Annotated in this window: 20 protein-coding genes; 3 read left to right on the top strand and 17 right to left on the bottom strand. The window is 46.8% G+C overall.

Features of this window, described 5'->3' with window-relative positions:
• Window position 1: 1 nt before the first annotated feature.
• The 17 genes from sipD to invF form a co-directional block, all read right to left on the bottom strand.
• Window positions 2–1,033: an SPI-1 type III secretion system needle tip complex protein SipD gene (sipD, locus tag K8W53_RS04970; RefSeq protein ID WP_020899142.1), complete on the bottom strand. Its 1,032-nt coding sequence runs from the start codon at window positions 1,031–1,033 to the stop codon at window positions 2–4.
• Window positions 1,034–1,103: 70 nt separating this feature from the next.
• Window positions 1,104–2,333 (bottom strand): SPI-1 type III secretion system needle tip complex protein SipC, encoded by a 1,230-nt coding sequence (sipC, locus tag K8W53_RS04965; RefSeq protein ID WP_000909028.1) that lies wholly within the window; start codon window positions 2,331–2,333, stop codon window positions 1,104–1,106.
• A 27-nt stretch (window positions 2,334–2,360) separates the two neighbouring features.
• The gene (sipB, locus tag K8W53_RS04960; protein WP_023225043.1) at window positions 2,361–4,142 is read right to left on the bottom strand and encodes an SPI-1 type III secretion system needle tip complex protein SipB; all 1,782 of its coding nucleotides are present in this window, start codon (window positions 4,140–4,142) and stop codon (window positions 2,361–2,363) included.
• 2 nt (window positions 4,143–4,144) lie between these two features.
• Window positions 4,145–4,642 (bottom strand): SycD/LcrH family type III secretion system chaperone SicA, encoded by a 498-nt coding sequence (gene sicA, locus K8W53_RS04955; protein ID WP_000386309.1) that lies wholly within the window; start codon window positions 4,640–4,642, stop codon window positions 4,145–4,147.
• A gap of 137 nt (window positions 4,643–4,779) precedes the next feature.
• Window positions 4,780–5,850 carry an SPI-1 type III secretion system export apparatus protein SpaS gene (gene spaS, locus K8W53_RS04950; protein WP_000097719.1) on the bottom strand — a complete coding sequence of 357 codons (1,071 nt, stop codon included), beginning with the start codon at window positions 5,848–5,850 and terminating at the stop codon, window positions 4,780–4,782.
• Window positions 5,837–6,628, bottom strand: a complete 792-nt coding sequence (gene spaR, locus K8W53_RS04945; protein ID WP_000498965.1) for an SPI-1 type III secretion system export apparatus protein SpaR — start codon at window positions 6,626–6,628, stop codon at window positions 5,837–5,839. The genes spaS and spaR overlap by 14 nt, the downstream gene beginning before the upstream one ends.
• A 3-nt stretch (window positions 6,629–6,631) precedes the next feature.
• Entirely contained in the window at window positions 6,632–6,892 is a 261-nt protein-coding gene (gene spaQ / locus K8W53_RS04940; RefSeq protein WP_000342503.1) for an SPI-1 type III secretion system export apparatus protein SpaQ, read from the bottom strand.
• Window positions 6,893–6,917: 25 nt separating this feature from the next.
• A complete protein-coding gene (spaP, locus tag K8W53_RS04935; protein ID WP_000526016.1) occupies window positions 6,918–7,592 on the bottom strand; it encodes an SPI-1 type III secretion system export apparatus protein SpaP in 675 nt (224 codons plus the stop codon).
• Window positions 7,582–8,493 carry an SPI-1 type III secretion system protein SpaO gene (gene spaO / locus K8W53_RS04930; RefSeq protein WP_000058726.1) on the bottom strand — a complete coding sequence of 304 codons (912 nt, stop codon included), beginning with the start codon at window positions 8,491–8,493 and terminating at the stop codon, window positions 7,582–7,584. The genes spaP and spaO overlap by 11 nt, the downstream gene beginning before the upstream one ends.
• The gene (gene spaN / locus K8W53_RS04925) at window positions 8,493–9,503 is read right to left on the bottom strand and encodes an SPI-1 type III secretion system protein SpaN (protein ID WP_023137851.1); all 1,011 of its coding nucleotides are present in this window, start codon (window positions 9,501–9,503) and stop codon (window positions 8,493–8,495) included. Before spaN ends, spaO begins: the two co-directional genes overlap by 1 nt.
• Window positions 9,503–9,946 carry an SPI-1 type III secretion system protein SpaM gene (spaM, locus tag K8W53_RS04920; protein WP_000555884.1) on the bottom strand — a complete coding sequence of 148 codons (444 nt, stop codon included), beginning with the start codon at window positions 9,944–9,946 and terminating at the stop codon, window positions 9,503–9,505. The genes spaN and spaM overlap by 1 nt, the downstream gene beginning before the upstream one ends.
• A complete protein-coding gene (gene invC, locus K8W53_RS04915; RefSeq protein WP_000856766.1) occupies window positions 9,924–11,219 on the bottom strand; it encodes a SctN family type III secretion system ATPase InvC in 1,296 nt (431 codons plus the stop codon). Before invC ends, spaM begins: the two co-directional genes overlap by 23 nt.
• A complete protein-coding gene (gene spaK / locus K8W53_RS04910) occupies window positions 11,216–11,623 on the bottom strand; it encodes an SPI-1 type III secretion system chaperone SpaK (protein ID WP_001164066.1) in 408 nt (135 codons plus the stop codon). Before spaK ends, invC begins: the two co-directional genes overlap by 4 nt.
• A gap of 23 nt (window positions 11,624–11,646) precedes the next feature.
• Entirely contained in the window at window positions 11,647–13,704 is a 2,058-nt protein-coding gene (gene invA, locus K8W53_RS04905; protein WP_000927219.1) for a type III secretion system export apparatus protein InvA, read from the bottom strand.
• A 24-nt stretch (window positions 13,705–13,728) separates the two neighbouring features.
• Window positions 13,729–14,847: a type III secretion system gatekeeper InvE gene (invE, locus tag K8W53_RS04900; protein ID WP_000612171.1), complete on the bottom strand. Its 1,119-nt coding sequence runs from the start codon at window positions 14,845–14,847 to the stop codon at window positions 13,729–13,731.
• Window positions 14,844–16,532, bottom strand: a complete 1,689-nt coding sequence (gene invG / locus K8W53_RS04895; protein ID WP_000848102.1) for a type III secretion system outer membrane ring protein InvG — start codon at window positions 16,530–16,532, stop codon at window positions 14,844–14,846. The genes invE and invG overlap by 4 nt, the downstream gene beginning before the upstream one ends.
• Window positions 16,529–17,179 carry a type III secretion system transcriptional activator InvF gene (gene invF / locus K8W53_RS04890; protein ID WP_072203970.1) on the bottom strand — a complete coding sequence of 217 codons (651 nt, stop codon included), beginning with the start codon at window positions 17,177–17,179 and terminating at the stop codon, window positions 16,529–16,531. Before invF ends, invG begins: the two co-directional genes overlap by 4 nt.
• 457 nt (window positions 17,180–17,636) lie before the next feature.
• Here invF and invH point away from each other — a divergent pair, with 457 nt between their 5' ends.
• The 3 genes from invH to K8W53_RS04875 all read left to right on the top strand — a co-directional run bounded on the left by invH (window position 17,637) and on the right by K8W53_RS04875 (window position 19,293).
• Window positions 17,637–18,080: an SPI-1 type III secretion system invasion lipoprotein InvH gene (invH, locus tag K8W53_RS04885; protein WP_023225039.1), complete on the top strand. Its 444-nt coding sequence runs from the start codon at window positions 17,637–17,639 to the stop codon at window positions 18,078–18,080.
• Between the two features lie 431 nt (window positions 18,081–18,511).
• Window positions 18,512–18,961, top strand: a complete 450-nt coding sequence (locus tag K8W53_RS04880; RefSeq protein ID WP_023225038.1) for an STM2901 family protein — start codon at window positions 18,512–18,514, stop codon at window positions 18,959–18,961.
• Window positions 18,946–19,293 carry a DUF1493 family protein gene (locus tag K8W53_RS04875; RefSeq protein ID WP_001555786.1) on the top strand — a complete coding sequence of 116 codons (348 nt, stop codon included), beginning with the start codon at window positions 18,946–18,948 and terminating at the stop codon, window positions 19,291–19,293. Before K8W53_RS04880 ends, K8W53_RS04875 begins: the two co-directional genes overlap by 16 nt.
• The last annotated feature ends 3 nt before the right edge of the window (window positions 19,294–19,296 follow it).

The following is a 19,296-nucleotide window of genomic DNA, read 5'->3' as shown; positions in this document are numbered from 1 at the left end:
GTTATCCTTGCAGGAAGCTTTTGGCGGTTTCCAGGCTGCTACTTATCGTACTGCTCAGCACTTTTACCAGGTTGTCGTATAATGAATTGGCATTGCTATATTTTTGCGTCAGCGTCTGTAATGTGGTTTTCAGATTTTCTTCCTGCGCTTTAAAACCCGACTGCCAGGCTTGATATTTGGCGTTATCCATTTCGAGTTTTGAATCTTTTCCCGGCGCGCCTAAACCATCAATATCCTGAACCATTTTTTGTAATGGCGTCAGATCAACGGTGACGACATAACCGGATCCATAAGATTTCAGGCAGCTATTCGGCAAATTCAATTCACTGAGCCACTGTCTCGCTTCCGCTTCAGTAGCTACTTTAACGCCGCTGCCTGACTGCGCTGGGAATAAAACGGTATTACTGTTTATTTGATTATATTTATTGACTAAACTGTTTAAATCATTTTTGAGTGAGGTAACATCTAGCTTAACGGTATTACCGTCCTTACCTGGTAATAACCAGCCTCCCATTTTGGACAGAATGTCACTGAAGGCCTGATAAAAATCGGTATAGACTGCGACAACGTTTTCATAAACGCCCAGATAGCTGTCACCTATCGCCGATATATTTTGGGAAACCATATCCCAAATCTCAGCATCAGAAATGGTTGTTCTCGACTGCGCCATAGGCGAAGCGCTAAATAAGGCCGACGTCGGCGCAGAAAACGCGCTCCGCAGGTTCTCATTTTGTTCTGCGGATAATGACACGCCGGACTTCGCCAGCGCATTCAGGCTGCTGGTCAACTGTTGGCGCGCCAGCGTGCGCTCGTCATTATTCTCTTCAGAAATCGGTAGCGTTGACTGCAGCGTCTGCTGTGCCTGCTGGATTTTAGTAGCCGCCTGCGATAATGAAATGATATCTGTGCCGCGATGTTCTGTGGTAGACGGTACCACGGCAACCTCGACATGCTCGCTCGCCGAGGGAGTCTGCGGCCGTTCGGCAACGATCCCCGGATGAGGAGAAGCGGAATAATTTTGAATATTAAGCATAATATCCCCAGTTCGCCATCAGGAGCGCGATTAAATCACACCCATGATGGCGTATAGATGACCTTTCAGATTAAGCGCGAATATTGCCTGCGATAGCAGCAAGTGCGGATGCTTTCGACTGGTTAATGCTCTCCATTGTTTTCAGCATTTCCTGAATCAGGCTGGTCGATTTACGTGAACTTTCACGGGCTTCGTCCGATGCGGTGCTGGCAACACGGTTATTCACCTGGCTAATTTGCTGCTCGGAACGTTCCTGAGTAGCGGCGTACTGCCCGGACGCCCCTGCAATACCACCGACCGTAACTGAGTTTTTCATAATCAGATCGCCCGTCATCTGCATCTTGCGCGCATCAATTCGGGTCATATCCATGGTATTCTGCTCAAGACGAATATCGGATTCGACAGACTCAAGACGTTTCGACAGAATAGCCTGATGTTCAGGGGAGATTTGTTTATTACTGTCTTTAATACCCAGACTTTCCGTGGCGCTGGTTCCGGCATTAGATTTAAGCGTCGCATCATTAAGATTTTTCGTCGCATCGGTACCGGTTTTCTTCATATTTAACGATTTCAGAGAATCGACGCCTTCAGCACCGAGTTTGACGCTATTCTGCCCGTTCAGCACGTTTTTAATACTGTGGCTTTCAGTGGTCAGTTTATCGATCTTCGCGGCATTATGTTTAAGCGCGCCTCTTTCATTCTGCAGCCCCTTATATTCCAGTTTGGCGCCCACGCCAGTGATCCCCAACTGAAGCGCGCTCTGGGAAATACTACCGGACAACGCATTCATCCCTTCGCGCATCATGGAGCTTGCCGTCGTTTTAGCTGCATCAAAGCTGACTAATGACAACTTACCAGACAGTTTGCTATCAGCCTGGTTCAACGTCAGCATTAACGTATTCGCGGCAGCCAACAGCGCAACGGCACTGGAAGACATTCCGCTAATATCAAAAAACTTTCCGACTTCTGCCTGCTGCTCGCGTAACTGGGTTTGCACAACCTCATTCGCTTTAGTCGTGACATTATTTGCCAGGGCATTCAAATCCTGATTCATGTCGGTATTTTGAATACTGGCTTTTAAAAAGGACGTGATCGTTCCGGGGGTTTGCGTTAATACCCCTGGCGCAGGCGCGCTCAGTGTAGGACTCAACCCCAGGTCACTGACTTTACTGCTGCTAATACCAATACTATTCAGAATATCTTTAGCGCTAACGGATTGCGAAGCTGTCTGTGAACTATTCTCAACAGAATGATTATTTAAATAAGCGGCGGGATTTACTCCCACATTACTAATTAACATATTTTTCTCCCTTTATTTTGGCAGTTTTTATGCGCGACTCTGGCGCAGAATAAAACGCGAAGCATCCGCATTTTGCTGTACCGCAGAAGACATGGCTTTTTGCAGTTCCGCCGTTACCTTCTGGTTTTCACCAAATATTTCTACGGATTGTTTAAGCCACTGCTGAATCTGATCCATGGCAAAACGGGCGAGCATAAAATCAGCAAGCGCCTCGCTGGCATTTTTAATAAATACGCCCTCGGCAACACCACCGGCTGACTGGGCTGCGGTATTCGTGACTTCCATGCCCAACGCCACTTTATTTAGGGTATTACCTACCAGCTCTTTACTTAAGGCATTCGTTTGCAGGCCCATCTTGCTACCCACATTACCCAGGCCGCTAGTAATACGTTGCATCCCCTGGGTAAAGAGTTTGCTGCCGTTTTGTGCCAACTGTTTCAGCACGTTAGGCACCAACTTCTTAATCGTTTCGCCCATCATTTTGCTCAGCGCGTTACCCAGTTTCGCCGCCGCGCCTTTCCCGACAACTGCGACCACCACAATGACCGCTACCATCGCAATAGCGGCAACAATCGCACCAACAATGCTGCCGGCCATCTCTGCCGTTTTCTTATCGACGCCTAATCCTTCCAGCGCTTTGGTAATCGCCTTGCCAATCAGCTCCATTAACGGCTTCAGCACATGCTCCATAATCGGGTTTAGCGCCTGCTGAATAAACGACACCCCCGTCGCCGCCTTCACAATTTCATCGGCCACCATTACCGCAAGTCCCACCGCAGCCAGCGCCAGACTCGCCCCACCGGTAAAAACAGCGGCCACAACGCTGACAATGGTTAGCAGCGCGCCGAGGACTTTCCCGATACATCCCATAATGCGGTTCGTTTCCTCGGCTTTGCGCGTCTCTTCCTGAAATTCAGCCGATTTCTTTTCCATCTCCGCCTGACGCCCTTCCTGCAAGGCGTTGAAAAGCGCAAGATCGTTTTGCAGGCTTTCTTCCGTATTTTTGCCCACAATCTCAATAAACATGGCCATGAGCATAGTGAGGCGGGCGACATTTGACAGATTATCCTGCTCACCCTGGGAAACCTGATTCTGAGAGGCGGCATTAGCCGTTCCCTGGAATTTAGTCAGAATGTTATCCGCTTTCTCGGCTTTCGCTTTGGCGTCTGTGCCTGCTTTAACCGCCGCATCCGTGGCCTTATCTAATGCCTCTTTCGCCTCTGTCGCTTCTTTTCCTGCCTGTTCTACCGCGGCTTCAGCTTGTGCATAGCCGGGGTCAGCCGGGTCCAGCGATTGCAATTTATTTTGCGCCTGCGTCAGTTTTTTGGCCGCAGCGTCATAAACACTCTTGGCGGTATCCGTCTTTTTGATACTGGCTTCATAGAGATCCGTCGCCTCCTGAGCCTCTCCCAGAGCCGTCTGGAATTCTTTCGATACCTGAATCCCCATCTCTTTTTGTGACTCAATCATCGCCTGCCATACCGCCAGACGAGACTCCAGTTGAGACAGCGAAACATCGCCCAGTAGCGTCATTAACTTGCCAAGCAGTAACGTCAATTGCCCTTCGCTGGAGAGTTTTTCCCGGGCGGCGTCCGTAGGCGGCTTTAGACTCACCGTATTAATAGCGCTCTCGCCGGACTTTGTTCCGGCTTTAAGGTCGCCCGCTTTCGTTGCCACCACATCTTTAAAAGCTTTATCCGCCGCTTTTAAAAAGTCCGTGTTCTTACGAACGCCCTCAAAAGCCGCCTCAGCGAGGCGCGGATTTTGGGTATATCCGCTACGGCTAATGCTACTTGCGTCATTTACCATAATTATTCCTTTTCTTGTTCACTGTGCTGCTCTGTCTCCGCCGTTTTTAGCGCCTCCAGATAGACCAACGCTTTTGCCCGCAGAGACTCATCTTCAGTACGTTCATTGACAAGTTCAAAACACTGTCTGGCTTTTGCCGCCTTACGCATTAATAATTGACACTGCCCGGTAAAAAAAACGGGGCGATAATCATTTTTAAGTAACGTAAACGCTACTGCATAAAGGTCACATGCTTTCTGAAATTGTTTTTTCAGTTGGCATACCGCCGCCAGTCCCATGGTGTAATCGGGATTGTAAAAATCATAAATGCATAAGAAACGAAAGAATGTCTCAGCTTCATCCAGTCGTCCCTGGTTATAAAACTCATAAGCATGAGCATATAAACCGTCCATCATATCTTGAGGGATCCCATGAACGTCTTTTAGCGTGGCGCCTTCACTAACGGCATCCCAAATCATTTCCGCAACACGTTCTTCGCTGACATTATTTTGATAATCCATTACTTACTCCTGTTATCTGTCACCGACTTTGTAGAACTTAACGACTGCGTTTATCTGATGCAGTTATTAAACCCCGACGGTGGTTAGTGAACATTCAAAAAACGCCCAATGAATACATCGCTACTGCTTTACGCGGCTCAATGCCGTACCTCGTTTTCTTGTGGCTGAATAACGTCTTTGCCCGCGTTTTCTACCTCTTCCAGCCAAACCAGAAGACGTAAAACTTCATCAATTTCTTCCAGACTCACCAGATCATAACGGCGATGGGTTTTGAAAAGACTGCGCGCCAGTTTGATATCGACGATCACAGGTACGCCAACCTTCTCCGCATAGGCGCGGACGGCCAGTGCGCGCTGATTCGTTTCATACACCGAGATCATCGGAATCGGCATCAGTTCGGGTTTAAAATAAATCCCGATCGTAATATGCGTGGGGTTGGCAACAATCAGGCGTGAGTTTTCAATATCAGATTTCACCTGTTCAGACAGAATTTCCATATGAACTTCACGTCTTTTAGATTTAACCTCTGGGTTCCCTTCCTGCTCCTTCATTTCACGCTTCACTTCTTCCTTATCCATTTTCATATCTTTCATGGTCAGGAAATATTCCGCAATAGCATCCAATAATAAGACAATCAATGCGCAAGCAAGGCAAGTTAATACCAATGCGAGGAGAAGTTCACGCCAAATGACGGCAATACCTACAATATTGCCATTTAGCTGAGAAAAGATTTCAACCTTATATTTCTTCCAGCAAATGATGGCGGCCACCACAAAGGATGAGAGATACAGTAGGGTTTTGACCGTATCTTTAACCGTGCGCATACTAAAAAGTTTTTTTGCCCCTTCTACCGGGTTTAACGCCGATAAATTAGGCTTTAATGCTTCTGTCGCCAGCACAAAACCGGCCTGTAATAACGCCGGTAATGCGGAACACACTAAGCAGAGCAGCATAAATGGAATCAGATATTTTAACCCTATCCCAAAAACGGCCAAACTGTAGTCAGCCATGCTCTGATCAAAATTATCCGCAATAATGATCTTAATTATCCCCATAAACTCATTAAATGAGCCATACGACACCAGATAGGCAATTCCTCCCAGCGTCAGGCAGGCGATAATGAGATCTTTACTTTTAAATGACTGGCCTTTTTTAGCGGAGTCTTCCAGCCGTTTTTTAGTCGGTTTTTCTGTTTTATTCGAGGACATGCGTCGCCCCTCGCTCGTAAAACCAACTGCTTAATCCTGTGGCCTGGAAAGAGAGTCGCAGTACATTGTCCGGTAGTACCGGAGAGAAATAAAGCAGCATAATTAAAACGGCAATACCGCTTTTTACCGTCAGTGAAATCGCAAAAGCGTTCATTTGCGGAGCAAAGCGCGACAATAAACCCAGGAATACTTCTGACAGCAACAGCACTAATACCACCGGACTGGCCAGAACCAACGCGTTTTGAGCCACCTGATTAATAAACGTTAATAGCGGCGGTAATGAAGGCGTGCACTCGTTCATCGGATCGCATAGCTGATAGCTTTTATTTAACACGTCAACCATCGTGACCAGACCGCCGTTTTGTAAATAAACGACAGCGGCAAACATATTCAGGAAATTAGCCATTTCCGAGGTATCAATACCGTTTGCCGGATCGATACTGCTACTTAGCGTTGCCCCTCGCTGGTTATCGATAATACAACCCAGCGCATGCATAACCCAAAAAGGCCATGACAGCAGACAGCCCAGCATGACGCCTACCGCCGCTTCTTGCAGAACTAACGGGATCATCGCCACCGATAAAAACGGCGGCGCCTCGTTCAATGCATGCGGCCATACTCCCAATGCCACCAGGATGATAATGGCGTTTCTCGGCGCGCCGCTTAATACCCCGCTATTCAAAAACGGCAGGAAGAAAAAAATCGGCGCCACGCGAGCAAACCCCAGTGCCGCAGACGCAACCAGGTGATGAATTTCAAAGTACAACGCGTAAAACATTTTTTACCCCTTAGCCAACGCCAGGAATATCACCTGACGCCCGTAAGAGAGTAAAACTTCGCCATACCAGCCAGACAGTAAAAACAAGCATAAACACACGCCAAGTAATTTAATGCCAAAAGGCAGCGTCTGTTCCTGTAATTGCGTTACCGTCTGGAATAACCCTACCAGGAGGCCGATAATCGTTGCGACAATCGTCGGCCACCCTGACAGGATCAAAACAAGATAGAGCGCCTTATTACCTGCAAACACTAAATCATCCATTTAACTATCCCGTCTCGTAATGATGTCATGTTGCAATGTCCATATACTGTAATATCAATCCCTTAGACAGTAAGGTCCAGCCATCAAGCGCGACAAAAAGCACCAGCTTAATAGGTGTAGATATCGTCACCGGACTCATCATCATCATCCCCAGCGCCAGTAGCACGCTGGATACCACCAGGTCGACGACGACAAAGGGCAAATAAAGATAAAAACCAATTTTAAACGCGCTTTTTATTTCGCTCAGCGCATAAGCAGGTAATAACGCAAATATTGAAGGTTTTTCAATTTCATCTTTGTCACGCTTTACCGTCTCGGTCTCTTCTCCATACTGACGCTTCAGTTGCGCGTTTTCAAAAAACTGAACTAACTCGCGATCTGAATATTTGATCAGATAATCGCGATAACCATCCAGACCTTCATCAACGTGTTTACTTAATGATGAAATATCATTAAAGGTGACATCTTCGTCCTCAAAATAGACGTAGGCATCATGCATTATGGGCCACATAACAAACATAGAAAGCAGCAATGCGACGCCGTTAAGCGTCATATTTGAAGGTATCTGCTGCAATCCCAGGGCGTTACGCACCATGACAAATACAATAGAAAATTTAACGAAACAGGTTCCTGACGCAATAATAAATGGCAACAGGGTGGAAAATGCCAGTAAGGCAATTAATGAGATATCATTCCCCATTACCAGACTCGCTCAGCCATTCATGGATCTCAACGCCTAAGGTGTCATTCATCTGTACCAGTTCGCCATTACCCAGCAAAACACCATTCGCCATAATTTCAACGTTAAGTTCAGCATTGGTCGGCAGTGATAATAGCTGTTGCTGCCCCATGGCTTCGAGTTCGGCGAGGGTAACGTTCTTACGATACAAAACAAATTCCAGTTTGACGGGCAATTGGTTCAAGCCAGGCAGAGTTTCTGCAGTTTCAGTTGTATTATTTTCTTCTTCGATATGTTGAATATCTAACGTTTCCACAATAATTCCCCCTTCAACACGGTTGAAATGACCTAACTTTTTCGCGTAGCAATAAACTTCCGCACGGGAAGTACGAATCAGGAGTACATCTCCGATCCCGATTCGGCCCAGCAACGAACGCTGCGTATCACTGCTACCGATTACAAAGCGCAACGGCCAACGCAGCATTTTCGGCCTGCCGCCCCCGACTGCAGGCAGTTCAGGAAGATGCTCAAACCACAGGCCGCCCCGATCGCTCATAATGTGCAACAATTTCCCTTCCGGCAGCGCGCTTCCCGGCACGGGGTTCTCTACGCATAAACGCCGACAGGACAAATGCGGCACGGGCAACTCAAACGGTCGCTCTGTTGCAGCAAGCCAGGGAACGACCAGGTGCTCAGCACCGGCAGAAACCGCCGCCCCCGCCAGAGCGGGAGAGACATGCTCAAGCCAGTCCCCAGGTTTAATCCAGGCCGACCACCGTTTTTCTGCATCGCTCAACCGAACCCACATTCCCTGTCGCGTCGGATATTCCAGCGTAGCTTCCTGGCCATGGCGCTGGCATTCTGTCGCGGTTTGCGCCAATAGCCATTCGCGACGATCAATCTGTCTCACACGCAATGACATCAGGCGTCATCCTCCTCGCCAGATTGCTGTCTGTGCTGTTGCTGCTGCGGATTTTGTTGATCGTCTCGCGTCAGGTGCCAGCGCTGGGGATTACCGTTTTGCCATTGATCATGCAAACGATGTTCAACCTGCGTATTTGACGGTATTAACGAAAACTCCCCTGCTTGCCGCGCCTGAATATTGACGGAATAGTCATTTCCCCAGCGCTGAAAACGGTAAGTCAGCGAGCTATCCTCTCCTTTCACGCCATCGGCAGTCGGAAAAATAGTCATCATCGGCTTTGATTGCGCCGCTAAAGGCATTTTTTCATCGCCGCCGGTTAATTGGCTAAGATCGGCGATAGTGGTTGGTTGCAGCGGAAGCTGAGAAACATCTTTAACCTTTTTATGATCTTTATCGTCAGGCTTACCGGTATTGGCTGCGGCCATTCGGGCAGGTGCGACATCCCGCGCCAGCGGCGCGCCCTCTTTACGAACGCCTTCGCCCGCGATGGCTTTATTATCTCCAGGCAATGCCTTGATATTATCGTCAGAGATTCCCGTGGCGTTATCGGCTACTTCACTAGCGGATTCCACGGCTTTTAAATCAGCAGATAATTTTTTACCGCTTACGCTTTCTAACGGCCTATTTTTAGACGATAGCAACGCTGCGGATTTATCTACTTTGGCCTCCGCAGAGATCAAACCGACAGATTTTTCAGCAGTGACTTTCAACAGTTTTTCAGCAATCCTGAGTTCGCCTTTTCCGTTATGATGCAGACCAGAAACGTTGCCATTGTGATGTTCTGATTTCGCTGGCGCGCCATGTCGCCATGCCGCCAGTAATACCGGTAAAGCCGTTTCTTTATGCATTACAAAAGCATCGCCATAGTCGCGATCTTTTTTATCACCGGAATATTCTGTCTTATGTTTCTCCACCGCTTTTTTTAATGCTTCTGATAAACCGCCGACCTCATCCTGCTGCGGCAGTAAAATGTTTCCGGATGAACTGACAGCTGACACATCGCCCATTAAATTATCTCCTCTGACTCGGCCTCTTCCTGCTGTATCTCTCGCTGGATGTAGTGTCTTTTCTGACGGATTATCCAGCGTTGATAGTTCCCTTCTTTGCGCAACCAATATTTACTTTTTTTCTGAAACTCTTCCCTTTTCTTTTCCAGCTCGCTCCGTTTTTCCTGAATTTGTATAATCTGGAGTTCTAAATCTTTTATCTGCCGGCGAACAATAGACTGCTTACGTAATAACGTATAAATTTCCTCACGACTGAGCTGTCTGTTTTCTGCACGCAGCGTATCTAATAACAATTTCAGACCCGCTATTTGTTCAAGGATCGCCTCCTCCTCGGCCTGCAGCCCGCGGTCCTCATCCTGATAGCGAAGTAATATCGACTCACACTGTGAATGAAATACCGTACAGCGCCGCTGCAATACTTTAATTCTGGTCAGCGAATGCATTCATACCGCTCAACGTGTCATCAAAGGATGAATACTGCGCTACCGGCTGGCATAACCAGGCTTTCAGGCTATCCCGCATCTGCATCGCCCGATCGTTATCGATATTTTCGCCAGGACGATATTCTCCCAAGTCAATGAAAAGCTGGAGCTCTTCCAGACGCGTCATTAATTTACGCACGGCAGATGCCTGTTCAGCATGTGTCGGCGTCGTGACTTGTCCAAAAACGCGGCTTACGCTTTTCAGTACATCGATTGCCGGGTAATGTCCCTGCCCGGCCAGCTTTCTGCTCAGATACAGGTGACCGTCAAGGATAGAGCGAATTTCATCCGCCATCGGGTCCGCCTCTTCCTCGCTTTCCAGCAGTACCGTATAAAAGGCAGTAATGCTTCCCTCGCTGGTCGCCCCAGGGCGTTCCAGCAAGCGGGGCAAATTATCGAATACGGAGGCGGGATAACCTCGACGAGCCGGACGCTCTCCCGACGCCAGTGCCACGTCTCGCAAAGCACGCGCATAACGGGTCATGGAATCGATAAAAAGCACGACCCGTTTTCCCTGGTCGCGAAAATATTCCGCTACGGTTGTCGCCAGTTGCGCCGCATTGCAGCGATCGACCGAGGGGAAATCGGAAGTGGCAAAAACCAGCACGCATTTTTCTTTCTTATGCGAAGCGCGCAACATATCCACGAATTCAGTGACCTCACGGCCTCGTTCACCGATAAGACCAATAACAAAGACATCCGCCTCCGTTTGCTCGATCAGCATATGCATCAGCATGGTCTTACCGCATCCTGCGGAGGCAAAAATGCCCATTCGCTGGCCTACGCCACAGGTCAATAACCCGTCAATCGCGCGCACACCGGTAATCAGCGGTTCACGGACGCCAACGCGTGAAGCGTAAGACGGCGGTGCGACATCAATAACGCGTTCTTCGCTAATCGGCGCCACTTCAGGGGTAAAACGCTCAACGATTTTCCCTGTCGGATCCAACACCGCGCCTAATACCGAGTATCCCACCCACGCCGATAACGCACGTCCAGTGGGATAAAGCACGACATCGCGGCTCAGCCCCTGGGCATTGCCGATAAGGCTCAGCACGGTGCGTTCCCGCTGTAAGCCAACCACCTGCGCACGTGCAACAACCTGTTTTTGGTGCCAGCCACGGCGTATTTCACACAGTTCGCCAATGGCCACATCGCGCAATTCCGCCTCAATAATTGGGCCGGTTATTTTTTGTGGGTAGGCCAGATATTGCAGTAAACGAGGTGTTTTCATCTCATTAGCGACCGACTAAAAACTTCCAGATAGTTGTAAAACCCATTCAAGGCAGTAGAGAACTTTTCACCGTCAGATAAAAAATCCGGATGCACTAAGGCTTTAAGCGTTAGCTCCCCATTCTGCTCCCCCAGTAGTAATTGCCCGCCGCGGGCAAAATGGCATCCTTCCATTATGGTCATTAAGATTTCATAAGCCCGCTGTTGTAATACCACCATGCTGTCAGCACCCAATTGCGCCCAGATCCATACATCATCGTCCTTGACGCTGATACAGATACTTGGCAATGCAAATAAATCCAGAACAATTGTTGAATGGCTATCTATTCCTCCGATGAGTGAAGGATCGCAACCACTTACTTCCAGTGCGGAACGAACTAATTCAGCGATATCCAAATGTTGCATAGATCTTTTCCTTAATTAAGCCCTTATATTGTTTTTATAACATTCACTGACTTGCTATCTGCTATCTCACCGAAAGATAAAACCTCCAGATCCGGAAAACGACCTTCAATCATTTTCTTAATAAATCGACGGACATCGACAGACGTAAGGAGGACAAGATCTTTATGTGCAATCAATAAATCATCCAACTTAAGTGTAATGAGATCCATCAAATTAGCGGAGGCTTCCGGATCAAGGCTGAGGAAGGTACTGCCAGAGGTCTGACGGATCCCTTTGCGAATAACATCCTCAACTTCAGCAGATACCATTACTGCTCGTAATTCGCCGCCATTGGCGAATTTATGACAAATATAACGCGCCATTGCTCCACGAATATGCTCCACAAGGTTAATGACATCTTTTTCTCTTGGCGCCCACAATGCGAGCGCTTCCATAATTAATTTCATATTACGCACGGAAACACGTTCGCTTAACAAACGCTGCAAAACTTCAGATATACGTTGTACCGTGGCATGTCTGAGCACTTCTTTAAGTAAATCAGGAAATTTCGCTTCCAGTTGGTCCAGCATATGTTTTGTTTCCTGAATACCGAAATATTCATTGACGTTGCGTGCCAGCGTCACCGCCAGACAGTGGTAAAGCTCATCAAGCGCGTTCCGCAACACATAGCCAAGCTCCCGGAGTTTCTCCCCCTCTTCATGCGTTACCCAGAAATACTGACTGCTACCTTGCTGATGGATTGTTGGATTAATACCAAAGGACACGACTTCATCGGAATAATTTACCACTCGCATCAAATCAAAATAGACCGTAAATTGTTCAACACGGATCTCATTAATCAACAATACGATGCTGTTATCGTCCAGGCCCTCGCCATCGCGTAACAATACTTCCGGCAGGCGCACGCCATAATCAATAAAGAACTGACTACGTAGACGCTCCGCAAGTTGAGCTTTTTCCAGATCTTCACGCCGGCTCTTCGGCACAAGTAATATCAACGGTACGGTCTCTGTAGAGACTTTATCGAGATCGCCAATCAGTCCCAACGACGACCCTTCTTTTTCCTCAATACTGAGCGGCTGCTCGCCTTTACTGGTTTTAGGTTTGGCGGCGCTACGTTTTGCTTCACGGAATTTAAAATAGAAGAGTACGCTTAAAACCACCGATAAAATAACAAATACCGGCAGCGGGAATCCCGGCAGAGTTCCCATTGAAATGGTCAAAATAGCCGTAACAACCAATACAAATGGGTTGTTCAACAGCTGCGTCATGATATTCCGCCCCATATTATCGCTATCGCCATTTACGCGAGTCACGATAAAACCGGCACTAATCGCAATCAACAATGCGGGGATCTGGGCGACAAGACCATCACCAATGGTCAGCATGGTATAAGTAGACAGAGCGGAGGACAAATCCATACCATGGCGGGTCATCCCCACCGAAATACCGCCAATAAAGTTCACAAAGATAATAATGATGCCGGCAATAGCGTCACCTTTGATAAACTTCATCGCACCGTCAAAGGAACCGTAAAGCTGGCTTTCCCTTTCCAGTACGCTTCGCCGTTCGCGCGCGGCATCCGCATCAATAATACCGGCCTTCAAATCGGCATCAATACTCATCTGTTTACCGGGCATACCATCCAGAGAAAATCGGGCCGCGACTTCCGCGACGCGTTCTGAACCTTTGGTAATAACGATAAACTGGACCACGGTGACAATAGAGAAGACAACAAAACCCACCGCCAGGCTATCGCCAATAACGAATTGCCCGAACGTGGCGATAATTTCACCGGCATCGGCTTCAATCAAGATAAGACGGCTGGTACTGATTGATAATGCCAGACGAAAGAGCGTGGTAATTAACAGTACCGCAGGAAACGTTGAAAAACTGAGGATTCTGTCAATGTAGAACGACCCCATAAACACCAATATCGCCAGTACGATATTCAGTGCGATCAGGAAATCAACCAGATAGGTAGGTAATGGAATGACGAACATAGAAATGATCATCACCATTAGTACCAGAATCAGTAATTCAGGTCGTAAACGAGCACTGTTAAGTAGAGAAAGCAGCACTATAGGTATCCTGTTAATATTAAATTAAGACAGCTTTTCAATAGTACGACGCTGTTCTGCCATTTCATGCTTGTAGGCAATATCGGTCATACTACGTAACGCCATTAACAATTCTTCCTGCCAATATTCTTCATAAAAGAGTGAAGAGGGTATGGCTTTACATACTTGATAAAATATCTGCAAAAAGGATGCATGTTCTTTATGACTAAGCAATAACGCATTCAAACCTATAATATCGGCTAACAGCGAATCCACTTCATGTGGCTGTTGCAATAGCGAAAGCATCAGTAGTAGCCACGACGACTCCTCCGCATTAAACGCTTTGGTAAACGAATACGACAACAATGTACTCACAAACAGTAGGTCAGCGGAGCGCAACATTTTAAGTTGCGTCAGGCGTCGTAAAAGCTGGCCAAACTCCAGACGCGAACAGCTGGCGTCATTCGCGTCAATATCGGTTAATAGCGAACCCTCGATAAAATCCAGTACCACCAGTCGACGTTGATAGCCATAACTGGCTATCCAGTCAGAGTAAATCTCCACTTCATGTGATTCACTCTGGATAAATTGCCGATAGCTGGCGCGCAATAAGCCTGGTTTTAACGATAATGTTTTCCCAAAAAGCCGGGCCTTCAACGCACAATTAATCCCTGCCTTGAGGGTCTTCGGATCGGTTTGCTCTTCAACGTGCTTAAGTAACGACTCCAGCTTTTTCCGCACGATCTCTTCCAGGTCTTTACGACGAAGCAATTCGCGTAACACAAGGACTAAATCACTGGGGTCAGGAAATAAGCTACGCGCCTGACGTAAAAAATCTTCTAACGCGCCGCCATGTACGCTAATTAGCTTTAATATTTGCTTCGCCTTCGGTAAAGCCTCATCCTCCAGCACGCGTTCAAAACTGTTAGATAAATTACTGGATTTTTTTTCATAATCGCGACGGTTACGAAATTGCGCCAGCGCCGCTGACATTTCGTCCGTCGACTGGACAAATTTTTGTACTTCCGCCCCTGGAGACGAATCCTCTGCGGCCTGTTGTATTTCCGCCTGCTGCGCATCAGTATGCTGGGTCGCATCCTGATGAGATGTCTGCCGGGACAATATTCTGGAAAATGAAATACCGGAGGTTGAGCCAGGAATCATTTAATTACCTCCTGACCTCTATCCAGATAAACACGAACCCATTTCTGTAACTTATCGTCCCCACTCCAGGCACCGCTTTGCTTCAGAATATTGTTTACCGATTCGCTGGCATCCGGCGTTAACGGGTCGACAATTTCTTTTGGTTCAATCATGAACACACGAACAACATTACTTTTATTCTTACTGGAATAACGGAACAGGCTACCAATAAGCGGTAATTTGCCTAAAAACGGAATACTTTGAACAGTATCGGTATTTGCATCCCGTGTATAACCACCGACCAGCAAACTTTTTCCGTGCGGAACTCTCGCAATAGTGCTAATTAACGTTCGCCCGACTTCGGGTAACGCATCTACGGAGGTGGTAGTATCGGATTGCGGCGTCTTATCGTTGCCATCTTCAATGTCCAGCGACATTTCTATCTGACCATCTGCGGAAAAACGGGGCAGCACTCGGATCATTGTTCCGTATGTTACATGCTCAAGCGCCACATTACGTTCCCCAATCAGCTTGGTGTAAAACGTTCTGTTGTTATCAAAAATAGCGGGAACATTTTCCTGAGTCAGTAATACCGGGCGCGAAACCACCGTCGCCTGTTTCTTCTCTTCTAACGCATTGACCGCGGCGATGAATCGACTGCCATCGAGGGTACTTATTGAAGACTGGTTTAATGACACGCCAAGTTTGTCCCCAATAGTTATGCTGCCGCTCCATGAAGTGCCCAAACGCTCCAGATCGCTTTTATTAAGATCGACAATCCACAGGGATAATTCTACGTGACGTTTGGCGACATCCAGCGCTTTAACCAGCATTTCGATAAAATGCACCTGCTCAGCCGTTCCCTTTACTAACAAACTGTTGGTATCCGGATAGGCCACGATTTTAATATTGCCCGCCGCGGCATTTTGCTTTAAAGCTTCCTGCAGACTCATGCCACCGGCATAATTTGCTGCTTTACCTTTCTCTCCATTCGCTGAAAACGCTGGCATCGCCGGGGGTTCGCTACTGACAATATTACCTAAAGGCTGCTCTTCTCCCTGCAATAACCTTTCAATGGCCGTAGCAATACCGGGAATAACCATTTTCTGATCGCGCAGATTGTAGGTACGATCGCCCACGAAGGTATTGTTCAGACGCATCACCCCTATTTTCTGGCGTCCCAGCTCAATACCATCGTTTTGCTTGTCCATCATGGTGGCGGCGTTGACCACCATATCAACATAGACGGGTGGCCCTGAAACATAGAATGTTCCTTTACGGTTATCGCCACGTAACGGGTAATTTTTGTTATATAAACCTGAGCGTTTTAGAAAATTGTTGAACTCATTGAGTGAGACGTTGCGTAAAGAAACCACGGCATTGCGCATTTCACTGGCGTCATAAATATAGATAGCCTGCCCATCGAAATACCAAATCAGCCCCAGTTGTAGGGAAAGCTTCTCCAGTAATGCGTTAGGATCGTGAAACTCAAAGTTGCCCGTAATTTTTTTTCGTGCCGCCATTTTGCTAACAATGACAGGCTCCTTTAGCTGTAGCGCCATGGCATCGAAAAATGTCCGCAGGCTATCGTCTTTCGCAACAAACCCACTTCCCGTTACAGGTATTTTTTCACTAGAATAACCAGGTGCAACCAGAACAAGCGCGGCACATGCCAGCACTCTGGCCAAAAGAATATGTGTCTTCATTTGTCTGCCAATTGAATAATATTTGATAATTTCCGCGGCGAAACGCCGATCAGCTCTTTGATCTCACTAGAAAAATGTGAAGGCGATGAGTAACCATGATTAACGGCTAATTGGGTGATGTTCTCGTGGCCTTCTACACTATTCAGCAGCGATTGCGCCATACGCCAGTTTCGTAATTCACTCTTCGCTTTTCCGCCCAACGCTCTGCTGCACAAACGACGAAAATGGGTATAAGAAACGCCATAGTCTTCTCCCAGCATTCTCATCGTGTTGCCGCTGGTTGACTGAGCGAGTAAATAGCCAACCAACCAGTAACTCTCGCTTTTTCGTAACAGCGCCAGTGCCTTATTGAAGGCCGGAGAAGGCGTAATAATTTGCTGCAAAAACCAGTACTCGCAGCGTTTACGATCTTGCCAAATAGCGCGAAACTCAGGACTCAGCAAAACCCATTTATCGGATTCAGCATATGTCGTGTCCACTAATCCTGCGCCATCGATAAATGCCAGTAATTTGCTGAGTACTTCAATTTTTAACGGTCGAAAAACCACGTCTCCTGATACTGGTGCGACAACGGCCTGCTCGCAAAAAAGCAGCGCGCCTTCCTGAATCAGGCAGTTTTCATTGTGTCGGCCTTCAGAAAATGACATATGCAGCTTTTGCGCGGAACACGTCTGTATAAACCATGCTTCCGGGCTGCGGATTTTCCGCTTCTCTCCTTCTTTAAGTACTTCCTGCGTATTTAGCATAGTTGTCAGCACCAGTTAAAAATCATTTTAATATGTAAACAATACCGGGAGCGGGTGGCAAAATCCTGATGCAATCATTATGAAACTGATGCCACCCGCCAATTAAATTGGCCCACTTGCACAGCGCTTGATAATTTAAAATAGAAAATCAGCTCATAGTGTATAAATTCTGGATTATTATTCTACAGCAGCAAAAATTCAGATATTGTCATCGGGATGGATGAATTAATTATTTATATCAGGAGTTTTTTTTGCTAGCATTCCTGAAACGCATTCGCCCCCTTATCACTATTGTCAGATAACGTGCTGACGGTTGTGTAAAAACATTGCGCCTCATTCTTCTGTAGTTGGAGTTAATATGAAAAAATTTTATAGCTGTCTTCCTGTCTTTTTACTGATCGGCTGTGCCCAGGTGCCCCTCCCTTCCTCCGTGAACAAACCGGTACAGCAACCTGGCGCTCAGAAAGAGCAACTGGCCAACGCAAATAGTATTGATGAGTGTCAGTCTCTTCCGTATGTGCCGTCAGACCTTGCGAAGAATAAATCATTATCAAACCAGAACGCTGATAATTCCGCATCAAAAAATAGCGCAATCAGCTCAAGCATTTTTTGCGAAAAATATAAACAAACCAAAGAGCAGGCGCTCACCTTCTTCCAGGAACATCCACAATACATGCGTTCGAAAGAAGATGAAGAGCAACTCATGACCGAATTTAAAAAAGTTTTGCTTGAACCCGGAAGTAAGAATTTAAGCATATATCAGACGTTACTTGCTGCCCATGAAAGACTGCAAGCCTTATAAAGCCATATCACCGTTGGCTGAACTCATCATGATATAATTAAGACCATATTTTGCATTGCCACTTAATATTAATATAATTATTATAGCTATGGTCACTTTTACGGTTGGCCATTTGTCTCTTACGTTGCATTTATCAATCTGCTTTTTGATACAGCAGCACCTCGCTGCTGCTTTTTTTATTGGCGATAAAGAACGGCCTCCCAGACTCGGGAAAATAGCCGAAACTTATACTGACAAACTATCGTCTCGTATATCGCGATAAACTGACATCCCCCTCTTGCCCCACATGTTGGCATTCTTACGATACCCCATCCACTTTTCGCGAATAACGTTCTTTTTACCTGTGACAGCGTATTGACGACCAGGCTAGTATAGCGGCAGAAACGTCCCGATGTCTGGAATGAATGGCAAACAGTCTATAAGGTGATTGAATGGATACGACAGAAGAACTAAACGGAACCTACTTCTACCACGGACAATCGAACCTGCCAGCAGGTGAACTATTTGATGTAATTTTCCTTGAGCAATTTTGTGATGAACCTGGGATTGGTATTGAGTCAGGTGCTGCCATCCTCGCCGGGCAACCGTGGTTAAAAACCAGAACGAAACCGGGAGAGGCAATCAAAGGGACAAGTGTTATCTCCAGGTATGGGAGAATGCTTTTACGAAATGCACGAACTCCTTTTGGTATTAGCGTTCCTACACCCGTTGGTATAAGAATGCGAAAAACAAATAATCTTGCCGCAGTCATAGCACGATATGTTCCATGGTTAGGTTGGGTTGGTCTTGTGAATTCAATTTACCAGGTATCAAGGAGAACTCAGGCAAAATACAACCTAATAGCACGCCCTAAAGATCGTATACAATGGACATCCTTTTGATGGACACAATTCAGCAAGAGGTGTTAGCACTCTTCCGTGAAGAGATTCCCGGATATTTAGACAGCAATTGGAAAGAAATCCCTTTAGAACTTGATTCTGATTTATTTGAAGCTCCAGGCGATGACCTGCATGAAGCTTTGGATAAATTTGAAAAAAAATTTAATGTAGATTTATCACAAGTTAAATGGTCGTGTTATTTTCCCTGGGAGAATACTCCACTGCTTACACGATGGTTTAAATTAAAACGGGAAGATGTAGAACGAACTCGTACACCTTTAACAATCAGAATGTTTTCTGAGTCAGCGAAAGCTGGGAAATGGCTTTATGATTAGTGA

Origin of the sequence: Salmonella sp. A29-2 (genome assembly GCF_020150755.1) — a bacterium.
Taxonomy (GTDB): Bacteria; Pseudomonadota; Gammaproteobacteria; order Enterobacterales; family Enterobacteriaceae; genus Salmonella; species Salmonella enterica.
This window is presented reverse-complemented; position numbering and strand designations above follow the sequence as displayed.